Origin of the sequence: Methanolobus psychrotolerans (assembly GCF_002243045.1) — an archaeon.
Lineage (GTDB): Archaea > Halobacteriota > Methanosarcinia > Methanosarcinales > Methanosarcinaceae > Methanolobus > Methanolobus psychrotolerans.
In genome coordinates, this window is sequence record NZ_MBKP01000004.1 from 204,976 (window position 1) to 225,737 (window position 20,762).

Sequence of the window (20,762 nt, forward strand, 5' to 3'; positions counted from 1 at the left end):
AATGGGGTTATAATATGAAAGTTAAGAAACCTATGCTTTTTATTCTGGTATGTATGATCAGTATTTCCGGTTGTGTGGATTCGGGTACTGTTGAAGATGAAATGACTATTTTGGAACCGTCGCCGGAAGCGGCAACTCCGTTCTACGAATTTAACGAAACAGATAGTTATAAAGAATGGAGCATATGGCCTGGCAAGGGGTTAATGATGGATGGGACAGGTGTACATGGTGATTATGTTTCTATATATGTTTCAAGCAATGCATTAGCTTCAGCTGAAATTGGTGGATCAGCAATGCCTTATGAAACAATGGTCGTAAAAGAAGGATTCAATGCCGACAAGGAACTCACGGGTATCTATCTCATGTATAAGGTGGAAGGTTTTGATCCTGAACACAATGATTGGTTCTGGGCAGCCTATTCTCCTGAAGGGAATGTTAGGTCCGAAGGGAAGGTGGGTGGCTGCATAAGTTGTCACGAAGGGAAGAAAGATGTTGACTATATCTTTGTAAATGCCTGAGTTTATCTTTTCTTCTTTTTTAATAATCACAAATAGATACTTTTTTATATCATGTGTACTAACATATGTGTTCAGCCGGCAAAATCCAATAAATATTCTTAAAATGTATATATTATTGTGATAACCTGCCAGGTGAATGAATAGTTTAATGAGAGACAGGAGGTAAATATATGAGAGACGTTAAAAAATACAGAAACGTGGTCGATAACTTCAAAGGTTGCCATGCAATAGTTGATGGAGTGTCGGCAGATAAACTCAACTCTGAGGAAATGGAGCTTTATCGCTTCATGGTAGGCGGAGTGCAGGCAAAGTAGCCTGCAAAACTATTTTTATATTCTCTGCATACTGGCTTCTATGTATGATGTTCTAAATGTCCGGGAAGACTTTCCTGTTTTAAAAAATGTGATATATCTGGATAATGCTGCAACTACGCAGACGCCTGTCCAGGCTGTATCTGCAATGCTTGATTATTTTTATAAGTATGCAGCCAACCACGGACGTGGGGCTCACAGGCTTGCAAGGGAAACTACCAATCATTTTGAGGATGCCCGGGAGATAGTGGCAGCTTTCCTGAATATGGATGTTGCAAAGACAATTTTCACAAAGAACGCAACTGAAAGTATCAATACAGTATCCAGGGGATTTCCGTGGAAAAAAGGTGACCATGTTATTGTCACACTTGTTGAGCATCATTCGAATTTACTTCCATGGATGCGTTTAAAGGAAATGGGTGTTGAGCTTTCAGTTGTCAAACCGGACATATGCGGCGTTGTTAATCCCGAAGATATCCGTTCATCCATTAAAGATACAACCCGACTTATAGCGGTAAACCATGTTTCCAATGTGTTTGGCTCCATACAGGATATAGGCAAAATCGTCGGCATAGCAAGGCAGAATGGTGTTAAGGTCCTGGTGGACGGTTCACAGTCAGCAGGAAACATGGCTCTGGATATTAAATCAATTGACCCTGATTTTTTTGTATGTCCAGGACACAAGGGTCTGCTAGGTCCCCAGGGAACTGGTTTATTATACATTAAAGAGCCCGATATAATAGAACCTGTCTTTCTTGGTGGTGGAATGGTAAGTGCCGTAACGACTGACAGTTTCAAAATGGAGCCAAGTCCTGCAAAATTTGAAGCAGGAACTCCAAATATCCCTGGTGTAATCGGTCTTGGGCGTGCTGTTGAATATGTGGCAGATATTGGTGTAAAATCCATCGAAAAACATGAGCGTTCACTTGCAAAGGATACTGCCCGGCGTCTTGGCGAACTGGATGGCGTTGAAGTCTATGGTCCAAAGGACCGGGCTGGTGTGGTATCTTTCAACGTGACAGGAATGAATGCGCATGATGTGGCTATGATCCTTGATCAGACACGTAAAATATGCGTGAGAAGCGGTTATCATTGTGCAATGCCCGGTATTGATCACCTGGGTGTTAAAGGTACTGTGAGGGCATCGTTTGCCTTGTATAATACTGAAGAAGAAGTTGATACTCTGATCAGGACGGTTTCAGACATAACCTCACTTGTTTCATGATAACTTTTGCCTTCAATGTTCGTAATTGGGAATAAAAGCAAAAAGTTATTATGTGCAGATAATTATATTAGTCATGCACGCTGACCATTTGCAGCAATTATTACTTTACAGTTATCAGCCATCATTACTATCGAATTATCAATGAAGGGGATTTAAAGTGAGCAAGGACATGCTTCTGTGGGATGAAACTCTTTTTAGCAATGGAGAGATACTTGAGTTTGATTACCTGCCCGATTATTTTGCACACCGGGATTCACAGATGCAGTCCCTACAGTTCAGCTTGAAGCCTGCTCTGAGGGGTATGCGGCCTGTGAACTGTCTTGTAAAAGGTCCTCCGGGGACTGGAAAGACTACGGCAGTAATGAAAGTATTCAATGAAATGAAAGAATACACTGATAATGTGATCTTTGTGAAGGTCAACTGCCAGATGGATTCTACAAGGTTTGCTGTTGTTTCGAGGATTTATGAAAAACTGGTGAATATCACTCCTCCCTCTTCAGGCGTCGCATTCAGGAGGCTTTTTGAAAAGGTGATAAAATACCTGCTGGATGCTAACAAGACCCTTGTAGTTGCCCTTGATGATATCAATTATCTCTTTCCAGAGGGACATGCTGATGAGGTGATGTATTCCTTGTTAAGGGTTCATGAACAATATCCTGGTGCTCGGATATCTGTAATAGCTATTATAAGTGATGTGGGAATTCCCTACAATTTCGATCCCAGGGTTGGCTCGGTATTTTTACCCGAGGAAATTGCCTTTCCAAGATATGAACTCGATGAGATAGGGGATATAATTGATAATCGTATAAAGCATTCTTTCTTTCAGGATGTGGTGTCTGCCGAAGCAAGGGATAAGATCGTTTATTATGTGGACAGGACTGGTGACCTGAGGATAGGTATCGATCTTCTGAAACGTTCCGGCCTTAATGCAGAACGCAGGGCAAGCAGAACGATTTCAATTGAAGATGTCGAGAAGGCTTACGAAGCCTCCAGGCTCCTGCATCTTTGTCGTAATATAAAGTCACTTTCTGATCATGAAAAGACGTTACTCGGGCTTATTGCAAAGGATAGCAGCCTTCAGACAGGCGATCTCTATAAATTATTCCATGAAATTACCGGACTTGGTTACACACGGTTTTATGAGATAATTGAAAAAATGCATGTATCAAGGCTTATTGATGCAGACTTTTCCGGAAAGGGCATGCGTGGCAGAACACGGTATGTCATGCCTGCTTATGACTCAAAGGACATACTTAAATGTCTTGAATGATTTCTGTTTTGATGATAAAAATCCAAAAAAAGCAGTTTTGCGCAGAGTTCAGATGAACCTGCGCAAATGAGTTTGTGTTTGTATTTGTTTATTTTCCGGATATTTACATATCCATGCCGCCCATCATTCCTGGGGGCATGCCGCCTGGAACCATGTCTTCTGCGGAAGGTCCGGATGGTCCCTGCCTGGATGCGATGATGTCATCGATCCTGAGGATCATGACTGCGGATTCAGCTGCTGCGTTGATTGCCTGGGTCTTTACCCTCAGTGGCTCAACTACGCCTGCTTCCCACATGTCGATTACCTTTCCTTCGTAGACGTTCAGACCTGCTGTCTTCATGCCCTTCTCGTGGTGTGCGCGAAGTTCCATGAGCATGTCTATTGGGTCAAGACCTGCGTTCTCAGCAAGTGTTCTTGGGATCACTTCAAGAGCTTCTGCAAATGCCTTGACTGCAAGCTGTTCCCTGCCGCTGAGGGTTGCTGCGTATTCCTGAAGCCTCAATGCAACTTCAACTTCAGGGGATCCGCCACCAGCTACGAGCTTTTCATCTTCAATTGCTACGCCAACCACTCTGAGTGAGTCGTTAAGTGCTCTCTCGATGTTGTCAATAACGTGTTCTGTGCCGCCGCGAAGGAGGATTGAAACTGCCTTTGGATTTACACATCCTGTAACGAAGGTCATCGGGTCGCCGCCAATCTTCCTTTCTTCTACAAGCTTTGCATGGCCCATGTCATCTTCTGTGATCTCATCAACGTTTGTGATAAGTTTTCCACCGGTTGCCATTGCGAGTTTCTGCATGTCACTCTTCTTTACGCGCCTGATTGCAAATACGCCTGCTTTTGCAAGGTAGTGCTGTGCCATGTCATCGATTCCTTTCTGGCAGAATACAACGTTTGCACCGCTCTTTACAACTTTATCAACGAGGTCTTTGATCATCTTCTCTTCCTGGTCAAGGAAGGACTGAAGCTGCTCAGGTGATGTGATGGAGATTTCTGCATCCACTTCTGTGTCTTTAAGCTCAATAGCAGTGTTAATGAGTGCGATCTTTGCGTTTGCGACCTTTTTTGGCATATTGGTGTGGACACGTTCTTTGTCAATGATCATGCCTTTAATAAGCTCGGAATCTTCTATGCGAGCTCCGACCTTCTTCTCGACTTTGATGTTGTCCATATCGACCTTGTTGTTTTCATCAACAATACTTGTGATGGCATCAACTGTGATTTGTGCGAGGATACTCTTTGTTCCCTCTGCACCCTTTCCAGTCATTGCTGTTCCGGAAATGTTCAACAGTACATCCCTGCTGTCCCTGGTAACAGATATTGCAAGTCCTTTAAGTATCTCGCTTGCTTTCTGTGAAGCCATTCTGTAACCGGATGCGATAATAGTTGGGTGTATGTCCTGTTCAATGAGTTCTTCTGCCTTCTTGAGAAGTTCACCGGCGATTACTGCAGCTGTGGTTGTTCCGTCACCGACTTCATCGTCCTGTGTCTTGGCTACTTCCACGATCATCTTTGCTGCAGGGTGTTCAATGTCCATCTCTTTAAGAATGGTTGCACCGTCGTTTGTGATGACTACATCTCCAAGGCTGTCTACAAGCATCTTGTCCATTCCTTTTGGTCCAAGTGTTGTTCTTACAGCCTCAGCGACTGCTTTTGCAGCCATGATGTTGTTGCTCTGTGCGTCTCTGCCTCTAGTTCTCTGGCTTCCTTCTCTTAATATGAAAATTGGCTGTCCTGCCATCTGTCCTGCCATGTATTGTCTATCCTCCTTAGATATATGAAATTAATATAACATTTGTTTTAAGTCGTTTTTTAATGTTTGTAGTTCTATATAAACGTATCGGATACCTTGCTTTTTGTACAAGGAAAGAATAAACTAAAAAAGCAAATCCATTGAAGAAAATTGAATAAAAAAGTATTTGTGTAAAAGTGAGTAAACTCACTTTACGAGTGCTTTTGAAGATCTGCGAATAAATCTTCTTTTAGTGCCGGATGAGGAATACCTCTGTGCTGGTCCGGGGTGTGCCTTTAATTCATTGGCTTTCTCTACTTTGATTGCTCTGCCCTTACGTCCTTTTACCTTTACCCATTCAATGCTGCCTGTTTTACCCATGATCAATCCTCTTGAATAATATTAAGTATAAATTTTTAATTGTAAATTTTAAGCTTAACCTAGATATAGAATCCTAGTCGTTGAGTTTACTTCTAGACGTAATGCTCATTATTAAAGTTTACGGGAAAATCAGACCAAAATTGCTTTTAGAGAGTAAAGATTATGGAAGCCATTATAAGAGGAGTTGATCACTGTTACTTCGCCAATTGAGAAACAGCTTAAAATCATAAGCAAAGAAATTGAAGATGTGCAGGATTATCCCATGGGCAAACTAAGGGATATAATAAAGGAAGTTGGTTTCGAATGTGACTTTTGTGCACGTTGCTGCACCCGGGAATTTAACGACCATGTTTTTCTTCTCACAGCTGATGTCATAAGGATACAAGAGATAGCTTCTGATTATCTGGAACCTGCTCCATATTATGAACTATGTGACCAGCACGGTCGTTTCTATGTTTCCGGTTATGCACTTAAAGTAAAAGAAGATGGTTCTTGCATCTTCCTCAATGAGCGGAGATGCGCCATCTATGAGCAGCGCCCTATAATATGCAGGCTTTACCCCTACATGCTTCACCGTGAACCGGATGAGGACGGCAACATCGACTGGAGGCAGATAGCCGGTCCAGGTCAGCACGGGTGTTACCATACTGAAATAAGCGATGAGGAGTCCGAAGATATTGCACTGCAGATAAAATCCTATGAAACAGGCTATCTTAAGCAGGTTGCAGAATTTTTCAGGAAGGCAGAAGAATACTTCAAAAAAAATAGCCTCCGACATATACAGGGTGTGTACGACAGGGAAATGAGGAAATTCAACAAAGGTGAGGAAATAACAGTCTTTGTCTTATTCAATGGTGAGTTTATAGAGCATAGGGCCAAAAAACAATGAATCAGTATTGAACGTTTTCATTCCCAGGATCCGGTAACCTTTCCTTCTAATGCCATCTTCCCCAGTACCTTCCTGTAATGGTCGCTGACAGATGAAGTCGTTACATTTGCGTAAGGTGTTCCCGGCAGGGGTGTAAGGTAATGTGAGTGCACATGTCCTCCTTTCTTACATATCCATTTGATGAGTCCAAGGCTCATATCCTGTTCCTCTTCTGTCTCATCAGGGAATCCCACCATGAAATCCACCACTGGAGTAATCCCGTGGTCAAAACAGAGTTCGATGCTGTTAACAACATCATCGACTGTGTGCCCTCTAAGGATACTTCTGAGAATGCGGTCACTGCCTGACTGTGCGCCAAGGCTCAGTTTGGTGTTGGTACAGTACTTTGTGATAAGTTCCAGCGACTCGTTGGTGACAAATTCCGGTCTGACCTCAGACGGGAATGTGCCAAAAAAGATGTTCCTACCTCCATATTCATGAAGTGTTGAGAGAAGTTTTTCAACCTTATCGAGCTGGGGATATATCCCGTCGCTTCCGTAGGCCAGGGCATTTGAAGATGTGAATCTCAGGTCCTTATAATATTTTACAAACCTCATTATGGAATCTACACTCCGGTGCCTCATCTTGTTACCAAAGAGGCGTGGTGTCTGGCAATACTTGCACCTGAAAGGGCATCCTCTGCTGATCTCAAGGGGTGCCATCACAACATCAGGGTCAAAACATGGATACTTATCAAGGTCAACAGGGTCTCTTTTGTCCGTGATGACGGTTTTGCCATCGCTGTCCTTATGGGCTATTCCCTTTACATGGGATGTGTCCTTGCCAGAGATTATAGCTTCTATAAGTTCGGGCAGGGTTTCTTCACCTTCTCCTACAACCACGTAATCAAAATGGTCCAGTGTATCCTCAATCGCACCGGATGGATGAGGCCCGCCTGCTATGAATACGGAATCAGTATTTGCTTTTCTCACTTCCCGGAACACAGATTCAGCCTGCCTGGTGGCAAAGCTGTATATCATTATTCCGTCATGGGGTCCTTTAACCTTCAAAGCGCCGGGAACCAGCGGTGCCAGCGCAGCAAGGCTATACATGTTCTTTTTGTTCCAGCGAAAGCAGACATCCATGAATTTAAGTCTCAGCTCTGATCTTTGTTTATCTCTACGAAGGAACCTGTACTGTTAACGATTATCCTGTCACCGCTCTTCAATAGCTCAAAAGGATCGTTTTCCAGCCTGTCTACAAGAGGTATTCCTGATATTATCGCCCCGACTGCCACAATTGGTTCGGATTCCAGGTTGATCATGGCAGCAGGTGCCACATTGTTCTTGAAAAGCTGGTAAATGACATATGATCCAACAGTAGACCCCTTTCCGTAAGGGAAAACAAGAACCTTTCCGCAGATGGACTGCCCATACAGTTCGTGCTGAGGCTCTACAACAATCCCGGTATGAGGGTCAACATTCCCGAGGAATGATATTGGGTCACGGGTAAGGAGCACCTCTCCCTCTGCAACACCTCTTGCAATGGTCCTGCAATTAATTCTCATCAACAACACCTGCCTCTTTGATGCAATCCTCAATGCTCGCATATTTGGCAGCCACCTTGCACATGCTTGGCACGTAGGCAAGTGCCTTTCCGGAATTTACAGTCATGGATGCATACTTGTTGGTTGCAGGCGACACTACCATACAGGTATCACACACGATCTTTGCCCCGCTTTTTTCTATCTTCGCAACAAGATCCGGATACTTTTCAGCAACTTCTCTTGCAGTACATACCCACATCTCTTTTTGCAGTTTCTTTCCATCCACGAGTTGTGCGATCCTTTCCAGCTCCGCAGGTGAGCAGTGCGGGCATCCCACGGTTATTATCTCCGTAGACTGTATTTCCCTGTTTGTTTCATATACTTCGTCTATCTGTCTTCTTTCCACAGGGATTATCTCATCAGGTCTTGCAAACTTGTTCCTGATAGCTTCAGGTGTCACACCTTCGATATGATACAGGGCCACAGCCCCGGATGCTGCCATTGCAGCTCCGAGGGATTTCATCTCATCTTTAGAAGGCTCAGTTTTCATGTAGAACATGGGCACCCGGCTTCCAACAGTTTTTCCGACAACGTAACCAAGGGCACCGTAATCCGATCCGGATAGCTCACAATCAACTTCCACAGCTATCACAGGTACTCTCATCTCATCAAGGTGGTATCCGTAATTTGCTGTTTTCCCTACCAGTGCCGCAGCTAGTGCCGAAGGACCTCCTTCACGGTTTGTCCTTGCACCTATCACGGAGTTGGCATAGGAAACTGCTGAAGACTCACTCCATGCAATGTGGTCATCCAGCTTAACATCGAATCCTTCAAGATAGTAAGGTGTGCATGTGCATTTGGTCTGGATGCCAAGTTTTGCGTAAGCCTCTATGATCTCATGCTGCTTCTTTGCAAAAAAAGGATCAATGCCCATCTCATTCCATCTGGTGATGTCCATGCCAGCCGGATTGAGTATTGAAGGTATCTTCACTTTCCCTTCAAGGTCTGATATCCATTCGAGTCCCGCATCTCCTATTGTTTTATAAGATACTCCAGCTATCTGCGCACTTTTCACAGGTATCAGCTGGTCCGCACCATAGATATCTCCCAGTGCCACAAGGATCTCAATGGCTTTTTGCAGGCTCTGGCCGTACTCTCCTTCAAGGGTCTTTTCCTCTTCCTGTGTAAGATACATTATTGTCCCGCCGTTTTCTTTTACTCTCACTCTGGCATCTTTGCACGTTCAAAGTTCTCAGCCTCTTTGAGTACCTTGGTGGCATCTATGCCCACCTTGGTGGTTGTGCCGTCAGGTGCACCACGTGGGTCAAGTGAACTTCCTCTCACATTAGGTATTATCATGATATCCATGTCACCCTTCACCCTGGTGGCAATGGCAAATTCAACATCATGCAGGTCGAAGATGTCGATATCATCGTCAACTACAACCACATGCTTCAGGCTTGTGTGGGCTGCGAAGGCTGCCATGATGGCATTCTTACCGTCACCCTCGGTCTGTTTTTCGATCTGCACCACTGCATGCAGGTAACAGCATCCACCTTCTGTGAGCACCACGTTCTTTACTGTTGTGACTTCGCTGACTGCGTTGAATATCCTTGGTTCGTATGGGACTCCCATCATGAGCAGGTGTTCAGGTCCTGCCGGGAGTATCCCGTGGTAAATAGGGTCTTTGCGGTGCAGTATTCTTGTAATGTGTATGACAGGTTCCTTTCTCACAAGGTCGTAAGTGCCTGTGATGTCCACGAATGGTCCTTCGTCCACTCTTTCTTTCGGGTCGATGTAGCCTTCAAGGACTATTTCTGCATGAGGAACTTTGATCCCGTTTGAGCATTCAAACAGTTCCACAGGTTTTCCACGCAGGGCAGCAGCATAGTTGAATTCCTTTCCGGCAGGGACACGGGTTGTTGATGCGAAGGTCACTGTAGGCTCTGCACCAATAACGATTGCAACCGGAAGTTTTTCTCCTTTCTCGGATGCTTTCTTATGCATCACATAGCTGTGCCTTGGAGCTACAAGACGTGCTGCAAGTCTGGTCTTATCCACAACCAGAAGCCTGTGGATAGCTGCATTCATCACACCTTCATATTCTGTGACAACAACTCCGGCTGTGATGTAAGGTCCTGCATCCTTCTCAAAATGAGTCATTATAGGGAGTTTGGTAAGGTCCACGTCATCCTCGATGACTTCCATAGTTGGTGAATCCTTTACAACAACGACCTCGCCTTCAGGTGATACTTCCGAGAGTCTCTTGATGATCTTGTCCTTGTCCACACCGAACATTGTCGCAAGTTCATCCCTTGAACCAAGCACGTTCATGATGGCTTTGTTCCCATCGATATTGTGGAATAGCACCGGTCCAGGTGTCTTCTTGGCAATACGCGGTGCTTCGAACACCTTTGAAACAGGTTCTGTGATCTCAACAAGTTTCCCGTTCTTCCTGAGCTGGTCGATAAATTCCCTCATGGTATCATCCGTGTATATTAGTGTAATCTTATTTTTGGGCTAGAATATGAGCCAATTATATTTGAATGCATATACTAAAAGAGAATTGTGTGGGTTTGTTGTTTTGAGATCTTCTTAATTGGTGGCTAAAATCAAGAATATCATATCGGTTTATTATTTCAATAAAACAATTTCCATAAGTATTTAGCATTGAAATGTACATATTTAAGGGTTATATGGCTATAAACATGTCAGATATGGGTGTAACAACTGGAGCTATTACGCTTGACACAATAATTAATTTTTGTGTAGCTGCTGGCACACTTTTACTTGCATACTATGCGTATAAAAACATTGCTAGTACAAAAAAACAACTTCTTTTTTTAGAGTCACAAACAAAAGCGATGATAAACCAAATGAAATTGTTGAAAAATCAAATAAATCCAGCACTACAAGTATATGATGTTAAAATCTCAAAAAATACTGTCTCTCTACAAGTAAATAATAAAGGCACAGGAAATGCTTTTGATATAGGAATTCTTGCTCAATACTCTCCAGTTGCTTTTATTGCAGTTGGGGAAGATCGTAATTGTAGTACTCGCGAAATTCTTCGTCAGCGTTTGGAAATGGCAAAAGATTTCAGAGATGTATATAGCTTAGAATCTCCAGATGATCAAATCAAAAAATGGAATGAACTATTTAATGAAGGCAAAATACGGAAGTATTATCCCAAACTTTGTTTTTCTTATATAAATGATAATCTTTTTGATAGAGATAATAGGGAAATTAAGGACAATTCATATGTTAAGTATCCAATTTCTAAATATAATAATTACATTATAGCTTCAAATGAAGTTAATCAACATTTCAGCTGCACACCTTTTTTTAATGCTATTTATGTCGATTTCGAGCATACATATAATTTACCTAGGAATGAATTTAATGAGGTTTTTTCAAAAGGTCTATGCACAGATCGTTTTTTTGATTTTGATGAACTACTTGAAATTATGAAACTAAATAACATTGATTTCTTCAATGTGGTCTTAGATTTAGTTTACAAAAATCAGTATGAGGATTTGGTAGGTCATATTCATTTAGTAAACTTTGTTGTTAGCATTAAAGAGCATACTACATTGGAAGAGGCATATATACAAAGATTCAACATTGGTTCATTTGTAAGCTATAGGGGAAATGAACAAATAATTGGTGGAATGCCTTATTATCATTATAAAAATGGAACCTCTCCTATTAACTCATATGAAGAAATTTCGAAATAAAAATGTTTCATTTCAGCACCATGCATGATAATATCCCTTATCCTTACCAACCTCGACCGGAATACCAAATAACTCTGTCAGTTTCTCAGCAGTAAGAATATCCTCAATATCTCCGTCTGCAAATATCCTGCCGTCCTTCAGAAGAACCGCACGGTGTATTTCAGGTACGATATCCTCAAGGTCGTGGGTAACAAGGATTATGCTCTTTCCTGAGGCTGCTATCTTGCTCACAGTTTCCCTGAACTTATGCTTGCTTTTCAGGTCAAGGCTGTTTGTCGGCTCGTCCAGAACAAGTATCATGGGGTCGTGGACAAGTGCCCTTCCGATGAGAACTCTTCTTGCTTCACCGGTTGAGATTTCAGAGATGTTCTTGTCAGCAAGGTGTCTTATCTCAAGGAAATCGATGATCTCCATAGTTCTTTTCAGCATTTGAGGTTTTATTTTCAGGTTCGGGTAGATTCCGATGCTGCTGAAAAAACCGGAAAGGACCACTTCTACTACTGAGATGTCTCTCATATATTCCAGTTGAAGGTCACCGGACACGATTCCGAGGAGTTTCTTCAGGTCTGAGATCATCCACCTGTCCTTCTCCATAATCCTGAAGACCATTCCCTCTGTGTTTGCAATAGGGCGATAGTCTCCGATAATTGTTTTGATGATAGATGACTTGCCTGAGCCATTCGGTCCGATGATGGCTATATTCTCGCCTTTCTTTATGTTGAAAGATATGGAATCAAGGATGAGCCTTCCATTTTTCCTGACAACTATATTCTCCATCTCAACAAGCGGTCCCTGCATGACCTCATAATTGTCTGATAAGTGCTGCATCTGCCCATCTCGCGTTTTTTTTAGTTTCTCCCCGTTTAATGGTCTAAGAGTAATAATTGTTTTGCAGTCTTTTATTTTTGTATGGTTTAATGTGATGTATTATGCATACTTCAAGGTGATCATGTTCTGCAATTTTTAGAAAAAGAAAGCAACAATCTTTTTATATTTATTACTTTATACTCTATTTATAGTCATCTATGGTTGAAACTAAATGGTACAGCGGTGGTCACAATCCAATAGATGCAGAGGAGGATTTTGATGGAAGACGAAATAATCGGTATTGTTCCAAGCATGAAGAAAAGCAAAATGCTTGGTATGTCCTATGACATGTTCACTTTGATCGCAACACCCGGCACGACCGTTTTTGCCAAGGTCACAAGCGCAATGCTTAATCAGGTTGTAAAAGAGTCACGTGAACAGGCCAAAGCAGAGGGAAAAGGCTTCTTTGGCCAGTGGGGTGCCCAGTTATCAAGCACTTCAAAGTATGCTGAAAGATATGCCAACATGAGTGCACAGGCAGCATTAGCAGAAACTCCTGTCAATTTTGCGATCCCCAATTCAAGTATAAGTTCCATTCGTGTAAAAAAGAAGAGCGTTTCTGATGGTGATGATGGTTTCTCTAATATATGGGAGGTCACTATTCAGCACAATTCCGGAAAACTGAAGTTTAAGACAGATTTTGATCCGAAGGGTCATTTGCAGGCTATCTACGGCAACAGGGTAAATTGAACCGGACTGCTGTCCGCTGTGTTCACTAACAACAGGGCTTATTTGTAATTCTGTTTTAAAGACCAGAGATGTGTGATTCTCTGGCATAATTTCTTTATTTATCTGTGAACTAAAAAATGAGTTCATATTACATTACAAAAACAAAGTATCATACAATTGTAAAGTACAGTAACTGGGTGGTATATTGAAAATAATAATTCTTGCTATATCTTTACTTCTTCTCTTTCTCTGCATGCCCGCTTTTGCAGCAGAAGCACAGGGTGTCAGGATAGAGATGCCTGATAATGTGGTATCAGGCGAGATATTCCAGGCGAAACTCATAATCGATGATCCTCTGGTAAAAGAACTTACAAAAATAATTGACATAACAACGTATGAGAACATCATGCTGAAATGGCCCAATGACCGGTATGCTCCAAATGAGATAGAATATACTGGTCAGGATGAACTTGTTTTTGATGCCATAATGATATCGGGATTCAGGGAAGGCGATGAAGTCGCCACTGTAAGTTTCCAATTCTATGGCAGCACAGATGAAATGCAGGCAAAATATCCTGAATGGGGTGTCTACTATGGTGACATTTGTAAAGTCTCAAAACAGGTCAGGGCTTCTCCTGTAAGTTTTGATGCCGATCTTCCCGATGTGCCAAATGGGGAACTTAAAACAGAGAACTGGGAAAAAATGACATGGACACCAACATTTTCATACAAAAGAAATTCTGAAGTACGCGTTTTTGATGACCCTCTCCAGTCATATTCAGGCTCTTTCAGCAGGGGACGTTGTTATGGTCCTATAAACGATGACTACATTCTGTGCCAGTTCATTCCAAAGGAATATCTTACAAATCCTGAAGAAGGCATGGAGGTTTCAAGTTACAGTTATGGTACATTCGGTGAAGAGGGTACATCCGAAGGGTACTACATGTACACAGTTACAAAGTCCAAAAACACAAAATACGACGACGATGGAAATCCTTATGATACCTATACAGTAACAGCATCCTACACTTATGAGATTGTCATCAATGATTTCCTGTTATACAATGGTTTGTTAAGTAAGAATATGCAGGATGTTGATGACCCGGATTCATTTGCAGGTGAAACACTTGAGGAGTTCCATCAGATCGTAAAAAGTCAGCGCTACAATCCTGTCAGCACAGGCAGTGGCTCGTATCCGTCCCTCTTAAAAAGCAATCTGCCCACTCAGGTCCTGAGACTATTTACATCAGCGGTTCTGTAAGCGATGGAGATGGCAATCCTTTGCTATACGTGGAGCTGCAGGCAAAGGTAAAAGGTGAGACCTTCATAGGCAGGACAGATGAACATGGTGATTTCCAGATGCCTTTATCCATAGAGCTGGATGAGAAGGAAACAGATGTCAAGATGGATTTCTGGGTAATCTTCTCATACGAAAGGGACGACAAGAACTACTTCAAGGTCTATGACCTTGCAGGTAGCAACTATAAAGGAGTCTGGTACTATCAGGAACTGGCTATAATAAACCATGAGAATGTTGAAGTTCATGTTCGTCTTGACGGTTCACCGGGACGTGACAGGGAAAGCAGCACCGGTAATCTTGCAGACATGAAAAGTCTTGGTGTGATCTATGCCCATACGGCCGAAGCAGTGGATTTCTGTATTATTGACCTTGGAGCCAATATAAGCTATAAGCTGCCGGTGGAAGTGCTTGTTGGTAACAACAACGATGATACTCTCTATTCTCCAGGTAGTTCCAGGATATTGATTTCCTCTAATGATGCAGGATATTCTAATTCCAACAGACCAAAGAACCGTGAGTATCATGAATTTGCCCATCACCTGATGTATGCTACATATGGAGGGTGGACACCCGGCAGCAATGTAGCAGGGACTGCGAATCATGACGGATTCCTTAACCCGAATACCGGTGATTCATATGAAGAGGGATTTGCCGAGTTCATGGCTCTTGTGATGTCAGACAAATGGGGCGACAGTAATCCATCAGACGGGCAGACAAAATCCGATATATATGCGTCATTTGGAAGTCTTGAGAATAATTACCGTCCATGGGACAGCCGTGGATACCTTGAGGAGTTTGCTGTTGCCTCTCTGCTATGGGATATGTATGACTCAAATAATGATAATGGAGACTCGATCACCATGTCCCTGGATAACATCTGGTCTGTTCTCAAGGTCCAGAGAAACGATTTCTATGACTACTATGTAGCATTCAAGGAGGCCAATCCCAGCAAGGCAGACGAGATCGATAAACTGTTCATTGCACATGGTTTCTTTATTGATACCACCGAAGGTAATGGTTTAAGAGACCACTTTGAGGGCTTCAGGGATGCCAACAACAACAGAAGATACGATGCAGGTGAGTTCTTCTTTGATCTTGGATGTCTAAATTCTACTTCTGAGATAGAGTACAAGAAAGGCATGGTCGTTGGAAAAGCTGCTAACTACGATAGAATGAACAGGAGTTCTGCCGTAAGGGTCGATGGTGCTTACCTGAAGGTAAGGGATGAGGAGGTAAATCAGTATCTTGTAAAGGTGCATTATCTCGAATTGGGTTATGGAAATGATTATGAATATGTGGTCGATCTGAGGGACGGTCTGTTATATGTACAGCCGCTTCCGTCTGATGTTCCGGCACAGATCACGATAGAACCGTATTCAGTGGAGTACACTGCTGAGGAAACCTACACCATCAGTAATCAGGAGCTTATCAGCAAACTCGAAGAGCCGGATGAATACTTTGATGAGCACAAGTTCTCGCTGGAAAATACAGGTGCCACCGGTGATATGGAGTATGTCATCTACAAGGATACTGAGCCAACTTATGCCTATGAAGGAGACCTTGGTACGGAAATTGATGTGAAGATATCTGATGAAGGGCCGGATGACGACGGGGGTCTGTCTTTGTTCTGGTTGCTGCCGGTAATTATCATCGGTGCAGTTGCCGGTGCTGGTGTTCTGCTTCTGAAGAAAGCTGGAAACAGGGAAAAGGCACAGGAACTTATCAAAAAGGGTTCACACGAATTCAGTGAGAAAGGTGTGCCTGCAATAAAGGAAGCTGGCAGGAAGGCGGCAGAATATACTGCAAAAGGTGCTGAATTCGCTGCGCATCAGACGAAGAAAGGCTATGAGAAAGCCAAGCCTCATATGAAGAAGGCACAGGAAGGTATCACGAAAAAGATTGATGAGTCAAAGGAAAAGAAGTAGTTATTTTTTCTCCCTTCTCTTAATCTTCCTTTTTCCTTTTCCTTTTTCCGGATCATTTTCTTGATCATTTTATTTTCCAACGACATTTGAAAAGGATAATATACATTAAATTATGCTTTAGTATTGTGACTAATGAACTTCTTTCCAGTCTGAACCGGAAGATGGCGGAATTCAGTTCGCTCCCGGTCATAGATGGTTACTACCTTGTGCTCGGTGGCGGAAAGATTGGAAGTGATTTTGCCAGGTATGCAAAAGAGCGATCTTTCCCTTTTGTAGTAATAATCGATGTTGATGAAGTGGCAGAGGCATCAAAAAGTTCAGTTGTGGTTGACAGGGATGAACTTTTCAGGCAAATCCATAATTCCCGCAGGTTAAAAGGTAATGTAAACAATGTCTTTTTTCATTGCATGGATGTTTGTGATGTTCCTGAAATTCTGGAAGCCGGGATACCTGAGTACATAATTCCTGCTGTACCCATTCATGCAGTTGTAAATATGGCAATTGATATGCTGGGTTCGATTTCTTCCAGGCCATTGATCTCAGCTCTTTGCATAGATGAACAGGATGAAAAGCTGACCGCTTATTTCAATGGTATCCTGTCTCAGTTGCCAGAAAATATTGTAGTATTCAGTTCTCTTACCGGAGGAGTTATCATGTTCTCATATGCAAAGATCGGGGAGATTTGTCCTGACCAGTGCATTGGGCCTGAAAAATACTGTTACAATTTCAGGCGGGAGAAACCTGAAACGATCACCGCATATGTCAGGAAACTGCTGCCTTTATACACGGGATGGGTGTTTGAGAGCTGCCAGATGAAGCCTGGAATTGGGGGTATAAAAGGGGTTGATTTCAAGGAATATATGATCTCCTTGATGGAGTATGTGAAGGCAGTGTATAGGATTAGGGATTTGCCTCAGATCGAGGGTAATATTTTCTTTATTGCGACGACATGCAATTGTCACGGGATAATGAATTTGCTTAAAGTGACCTGATATTTTGTTTACTATCCGGCAAAGCTTTAGTACTTAACTTGATAGCACTGGGTATTTATACTATAGGGTGCTATTTACATCTAGTTCGATTGCTCAACGATTTAATAAAGGATTACTCTATTTTGTGTGTTTCTTTTAATAATTGCTAGGACAGTTGGAGTTCGTCGTATAGGAAAGAGGTATCTGGCCAAAGTCAGGTAAAACTAGTCATGCGGGATTTTTCAATCTCGGCTTTTGCTGAGCGAACTAATAAAACTTAAGGAGATAAAAATATGGGATTCAATGACAGAGGCGGAAACAGCAGAGGCGGAAACAGCAGAGGCGGCGGCGGCGGCTTCAGATCTAGCGGTCCAAGAGAGATGCACAAAGCAACTTGTTCAGACTGCAAACAGGAAACTGAAGTACCTTTCGTGCCATCCGGCGACAGACCTGTATACTGCAGGGACTGCTACCAGAAGCACAAGCCAGCCAGATATTAAGTTATATCTCAATATAACTGTCTGGAATTTATTTACCAAAGGTAGATACGTTAAGATTGACATGGTTTGATCTTTATCTGCCTAATAACCTTTTTTTAAACGTGTATTTTTGTTAATACATCATACTATTATGTCATTCTATATGTATAATAAAGAGGGATGTAGATATGAATCTTGAAACTGTGGTATGTCCTGGCTGTGGTTCACAAATCCTTGCGACAATACCCTCTGGGCAGTGCATTGTTTGTGTTTCAATAAGTTCCGGAAATCCGGTTAATTTCGGAGCAAAATATAAATCTGCTTCAAGGTGTACCAGTTGCAAAAAGAGTTTTGCATGCTATACCAAGAATGCTTGAACTTATATCCTGTTCATACTTGCTCTCAGATGAGTGCGATAGTTTGCTTTTTGAAAAGTAGTAACATATTGTATTGAAGGTAGGCTTGCATCATGAATATGAATGAGCAAGCATTATTATTGATTATTACTATGCGTTATATTCGATTGAATGTAAACTATAAATTTAGTTTATTTCTTTAACCCTTCCGACACGACCATCTTCTAGTTGCACTTTTATTCCATGCGGATGGGATGTCGAATTTGTCAGGATCTTCTTTACAACACCCTGGGTTATAGTCCCACTTTTCTGGTCTTGCTTAAGTACGATCCCTACGCTTGCTCCTATCCTGATATTTCCTCTGCTCTTACCTGGGTTCATGTTTATGTGATCCTTTTGTAGTGTAAGGTTAGATGCAGGCAAGCCACAAAAAGTTATTCGTATTTGCCGCAGGCATTTGTCCATTTGTCTGCTATTTCCAGAAAAGCAATATACCCATTGCTTTTGATGAACTGGATTGCCTGCCTATACTTCCTGTATTTATGTCCATTTTTTCCGCAGAACTCATTGATCGTAGGACATGAAGCTATTTCAGGACAGTCGGCACAGGTATCGTAACCTTTTCCCATGCAGCAAACTTTTATTTTGCACTTTGCCTTGCTGATGGCCCTTTCACCTGAATCATATCCGAGCTTGCAGCCACGACAGGTTCCGTTATTGAATGGGCGACAAGTTTTGCAATATGCTCCACAGCAACCGATTTCTATGATGGACATGGAGTTTTCCTTTTGTTTTTCTGAATTGGTGAGTTTGTTGATCTAAGCATTTTGAGATCGTATAATTGAGCGTTTTCCCATTCGTACAATATATTGATCCATATTTATTGAGGTGATTGATCTCAATCTATGTTTCCAAGAATCGTTCTGATTTTAGGCTCTATTTCAGGTACTTCTTCAGTAGCTGTTTTCCAGAGGATATCCATGTCTATTCCAAAGTATGCATGTATCAGTTTGTCACGCATTCCTGCGATACTTCTCCATGGAATCGAAGGATAGGTATTCTTAATTGAATCGGGAACATTTTTTGTCGCTTCGCCTATAACTTCAATTGCCCTGATTACTGCAAACTGTGTTTTTTATCCTCAATGAATTGGTCATAGGTTAAACCATTTGTAAATTCATCCACTTTTTTCAGCGTACAGGATGTCCTGTATATAATCAGTGGTTTGGCGCTCGTTTTTCATACTGGCACTGCCTCACTCAATATGATTTTTCCGATTGTAGGCTTTAAAGCCTTTCTGAGCACAAGATCTACTTTTATTCCGAGTGTGTCCGAAAGATAGTTTTCAAGCTCGACAAATTCAAGAAGGCCAGGAGTTTCACTAAATTCGACCAATATATCAAGGTCACTGGTTTTAGTTTGTTCTCCCCTTACATAAGAGCCGAATACAGCAAGAGAACTTACATTAAATCTCTTATCAAGTTCGGGCAGCAGTTCCTTAAGTTGCTGAATATATCTATCAGTTGTATTATGATTGAATTGTGAGGTCATATGCTTCTATTTAATTTGTTTTAATGGTATTAATCGGTGTCGAATATATTTGTAAAGTAACGATTGTTATTTCTTGCGATAAAGATTGGAGTATTATCAAATAGTAATCTTTTTCTATTGACAGGTTACTACTTTTTAAGTGGGGTGGAGTTATGATTCCATATAATCACATATTTAACAAGGTTGAGCCAAGCCTAAAAAACCATTGCTCGCTATCGGAAGATAAATTCAAAGACAATTTTGGATACTACAAAAGCTTTGAAACTCAAAATTTATCTGATGCAGAGTATTATAAAAGGTTAGTAGAAGTCATATTCTATTCAGGATTCAAGGCTGAAACAGTAACCAACAAAATGAGTATCATTAAATCTTATTTTCCTGATTTTAAGACGGTTTCGGATTATGATGACTCAAAAATCACTGAGATTATGCAAGATGGACAGATGATCAAAAATGAAAAGAAAATATCAGCGTGCATTCAAAACGCGATGATCTTCAAAGAGATAGTAGAAAAAAATGGGTCATTCAAGGACTATATCGATTCTTTTGAAACTGGAAAATCTTTTGAGAACCTGATGCTACTCAAGGAAGAACTGCAATATACGTTTTCTTTTTTAGGTGATAACATCGTATCATTTTATGACTGAAATTGGTCTTCCAGTTTTAAAGCCTGACCGGGTCATAACCCGTATCTTCAAAAGAATCGGTTTAATTGAAAGTGAAGATCAATTATTAAAAACCGTGATTCATGGCAGGAAATTCAGCCAGGAAACTGGTCTTCCCATTAGGTATATTGACATTATTTTTGCGATCTATGGTCAGATGGTGTCATCGGCGGTGAATAATTCCCCACTTTCGGCGGTTTAAAATTCCCCAGTTCACAATTCCTGACAAAAGTTCAAGGATTGTGAATAATGCTGAAAGCGGAGGATTGGCTATTGATTAGAGATTTGTATTCACAAGGTCTGAGCATCAGTAAGATCTCAGAAAGAACAGGTAAAGACAGGAAAACAGTGAGGAAATATGCCCGCCAGACGACACATCCTGAAATGAAAA

Annotated in this window: 25 protein-coding genes and 1 pseudogene; 15 read left to right on the forward strand and 11 right to left on the reverse strand. The window is 41.8% G+C overall.

The window, feature by feature from the left end:
* Positions 1–14 precede the first annotated feature (14 nt).
* From BB781_RS02155 to BB781_RS02165, 4 genes are all read left to right on the forward strand, one after another.
* Complete coding sequence (locus BB781_RS02155) at positions 15–518, forward strand: cytochrome P460 family protein (protein WP_094226841.1); 504 nt, start codon at positions 15–17, stop codon at positions 516–518.
* A gap of 170 nt (positions 519–688) precedes the next feature.
* On the forward strand, positions 689–832 hold the full coding sequence (locus tag BB781_RS15510; protein WP_164997745.1) for a hypothetical protein: 144 nt from the start codon (positions 689–691) through the stop codon (positions 830–832).
* 40 nt (positions 833–872) lie between these two features.
* Positions 873–2,054, forward strand: a complete 1,182-nt coding sequence (locus tag BB781_RS02160; RefSeq protein ID WP_094226842.1) for a cysteine desulfurase — start codon at positions 873–875, stop codon at positions 2,052–2,054.
* Positions 2,055–2,211: 157 nt separating this feature from the next.
* On the forward strand, positions 2,212–3,324 hold the full coding sequence (locus BB781_RS02165; protein WP_207205227.1) for an ORC1-type DNA replication protein: 1,113 nt from the start codon (positions 2,212–2,214) through the stop codon (positions 3,322–3,324).
* Between the two features lie 103 nt (positions 3,325–3,427).
* On the opposite strand, the gene thsA is transcribed toward BB781_RS02165, so the two are convergent.
* Positions 3,428–5,077 (reverse strand): thermosome subunit alpha, encoded by a 1,650-nt coding sequence (thsA, locus tag BB781_RS02170; protein WP_207205228.1) that lies wholly within the window; start codon positions 5,075–5,077, stop codon positions 3,428–3,430.
* A 186-nt stretch (positions 5,078–5,263) separates the two neighbouring features.
* Entirely contained in the window at positions 5,264–5,437 is a 174-nt protein-coding gene (locus BB781_RS15515; protein WP_164997746.1) for a DUF5350 domain-containing protein, read from the reverse strand.
* Positions 5,438–5,621: 184 nt separating this feature from the next.
* Here BB781_RS15515 and BB781_RS02175 point away from each other — a divergent pair, with 184 nt between their 5' ends.
* Complete coding sequence (locus BB781_RS02175) at positions 5,622–6,326, forward strand: YkgJ family cysteine cluster protein (protein ID WP_242492497.1); 705 nt, start codon at positions 5,622–5,624, stop codon at positions 6,324–6,326.
* Between the two features lie 17 nt (positions 6,327–6,343).
* Here BB781_RS02175 and BB781_RS02180 read toward each other — a convergent pair whose 3' ends face one another.
* Genes BB781_RS02180 through BB781_RS02195 form a run of 4 tightly spaced genes read right to left on the reverse strand, consistent with a single transcriptional unit; the run spans position 6,344 to position 10,332 of the window.
* A complete protein-coding gene (locus tag BB781_RS02180) occupies positions 6,344–7,450 on the reverse strand; it encodes a TIGR04013 family B12-binding domain/radical SAM domain-containing protein (RefSeq protein WP_094226843.1) in 1,107 nt (368 codons plus the stop codon).
* Between the two features lie 11 nt (positions 7,451–7,461).
* Positions 7,462–7,872: a DUF126 domain-containing protein gene (locus BB781_RS02185; RefSeq protein ID WP_394335322.1), complete on the reverse strand. Its 411-nt coding sequence runs from the start codon at positions 7,870–7,872 to the stop codon at positions 7,462–7,464.
* Entirely contained in the window at positions 7,862–9,046 is a 1,185-nt protein-coding gene (locus tag BB781_RS02190) for an aconitase X (protein WP_094226885.1), read from the reverse strand. The genes BB781_RS02185 and BB781_RS02190 overlap by 11 nt, the downstream gene beginning before the upstream one ends.
* Positions 9,047–9,072: 26 nt before the next feature.
* Positions 9,073–10,332 (reverse strand): UbiD family decarboxylase, encoded by a 1,260-nt coding sequence (locus tag BB781_RS02195; protein WP_094226845.1) that lies wholly within the window; start codon positions 10,330–10,332, stop codon positions 9,073–9,075.
* 227 nt (positions 10,333–10,559) lie between these two features.
* Between BB781_RS02195 and BB781_RS02200 the strand changes: the two genes are divergently transcribed.
* Entirely contained in the window at positions 10,560–11,588 is a 1,029-nt protein-coding gene (locus BB781_RS02200; protein WP_129582603.1) for a hypothetical protein, read from the forward strand.
* A gap of 12 nt (positions 11,589–11,600) precedes the next feature.
* Here BB781_RS02200 and BB781_RS02205 read toward each other — a convergent pair whose 3' ends face one another.
* Positions 11,601–12,416: an ABC transporter ATP-binding protein gene (locus BB781_RS02205; protein ID WP_094226847.1), complete on the reverse strand. Its 816-nt coding sequence runs from the start codon at positions 12,414–12,416 to the stop codon at positions 11,601–11,603.
* Between the two features lie 258 nt (positions 12,417–12,674).
* Here BB781_RS02205 and BB781_RS02210 point away from each other — a divergent pair, with 258 nt between their 5' ends.
* The 6 genes from BB781_RS02210 (at position 12,675) to BB781_RS02235 (ending at position 18,176) form a co-directional block, all read left to right on the forward strand.
* A complete protein-coding gene (locus BB781_RS02210) occupies positions 12,675–13,145 on the forward strand; it encodes a hypothetical protein (RefSeq protein ID WP_094226848.1) in 471 nt (156 codons plus the stop codon).
* 184 nt (positions 13,146–13,329) lie between these two features.
* The gene (locus tag BB781_RS02215) at positions 13,330–14,385 is read left to right on the forward strand and encodes a hypothetical protein (RefSeq protein ID WP_094226849.1); all 1,056 of its coding nucleotides are present in this window, start codon (positions 13,330–13,332) and stop codon (positions 14,383–14,385) included.
* Between the two features lie 20 nt (positions 14,386–14,405).
* Positions 14,406–16,349 carry a hypothetical protein gene (locus BB781_RS02220; RefSeq protein ID WP_129582604.1) on the forward strand — a complete coding sequence of 648 codons (1,944 nt, stop codon included), beginning with the start codon at positions 14,406–14,408 and terminating at the stop codon, positions 16,347–16,349.
* Positions 16,350–16,474: 125 nt separating this feature from the next.
* On the forward strand, positions 16,475–17,341 hold the full coding sequence (locus BB781_RS02225; protein ID WP_129582605.1) for a hypothetical protein: 867 nt from the start codon (positions 16,475–16,477) through the stop codon (positions 17,339–17,341).
* 272 nt (positions 17,342–17,613) lie between these two features.
* Complete coding sequence (locus tag BB781_RS02230) at positions 17,614–17,820, forward strand: CxxC-x17-CxxC domain-containing protein (protein ID WP_094226852.1); 207 nt, start codon at positions 17,614–17,616, stop codon at positions 17,818–17,820.
* A gap of 167 nt (positions 17,821–17,987) precedes the next feature.
* On the forward strand, positions 17,988–18,176 hold the full coding sequence (locus tag BB781_RS02235; protein WP_094226853.1) for a hypothetical protein: 189 nt from the start codon (positions 17,988–17,990) through the stop codon (positions 18,174–18,176).
* Between the two features lie 165 nt (positions 18,177–18,341).
* On the opposite strand, the gene BB781_RS02240 is transcribed toward BB781_RS02235, so the two are convergent.
* From BB781_RS02240 to BB781_RS02255, 4 genes are all read right to left on the reverse strand, one after another.
* On the reverse strand, positions 18,342–18,536 hold the full coding sequence (locus BB781_RS02240; RefSeq protein WP_094226854.1) for a YwbE family protein: 195 nt from the start codon (positions 18,534–18,536) through the stop codon (positions 18,342–18,344).
* A 53-nt stretch (positions 18,537–18,589) separates the two neighbouring features.
* On the reverse strand, positions 18,590–18,931 hold the full coding sequence (locus tag BB781_RS02245; RefSeq protein ID WP_094226855.1) for a DUF3795 domain-containing protein: 342 nt from the start codon (positions 18,929–18,931) through the stop codon (positions 18,590–18,592).
* A gap of 122 nt (positions 18,932–19,053) precedes the next feature.
* Positions 19,054–19,272, reverse strand: a complete 219-nt coding sequence (locus BB781_RS16025; RefSeq protein ID WP_277985477.1) for a HepT-like ribonuclease domain-containing protein — start codon at positions 19,270–19,272, stop codon at positions 19,054–19,056.
* 122 nt (positions 19,273–19,394) lie between these two features.
* On the reverse strand, positions 19,395–19,706 hold the full coding sequence (locus tag BB781_RS02255; RefSeq protein WP_094226856.1) for a nucleotidyltransferase family protein: 312 nt from the start codon (positions 19,704–19,706) through the stop codon (positions 19,395–19,397).
* 152 nt (positions 19,707–19,858) lie between these two features.
* On the opposite strand from BB781_RS02255, the gene BB781_RS02260 reads away from it, so the two are divergent.
* From BB781_RS02260 to BB781_RS15250, 3 genes and pseudogenes are all read left to right on the forward strand, one after another.
* On the forward strand, positions 19,859–20,353 hold the full coding sequence (locus BB781_RS02260; protein ID WP_094226857.1) for a DNA-3-methyladenine glycosylase I: 495 nt from the start codon (positions 19,859–19,861) through the stop codon (positions 20,351–20,353).
* Positions 20,346–20,573, forward strand: coding sequence for a hypothetical protein (locus BB781_RS02265; RefSeq protein WP_094226858.1), 228 nt, complete (start codon positions 20,346–20,348; stop codon positions 20,571–20,573). Before BB781_RS02260 ends, BB781_RS02265 begins: the two co-directional genes overlap by 8 nt.
* A 47-nt stretch (positions 20,574–20,620) precedes the next feature.
* Positions 20,621–20,762 (forward strand): annotated as a pseudogene (locus BB781_RS15250) (IS21 family transposase); the annotation flags it as partial.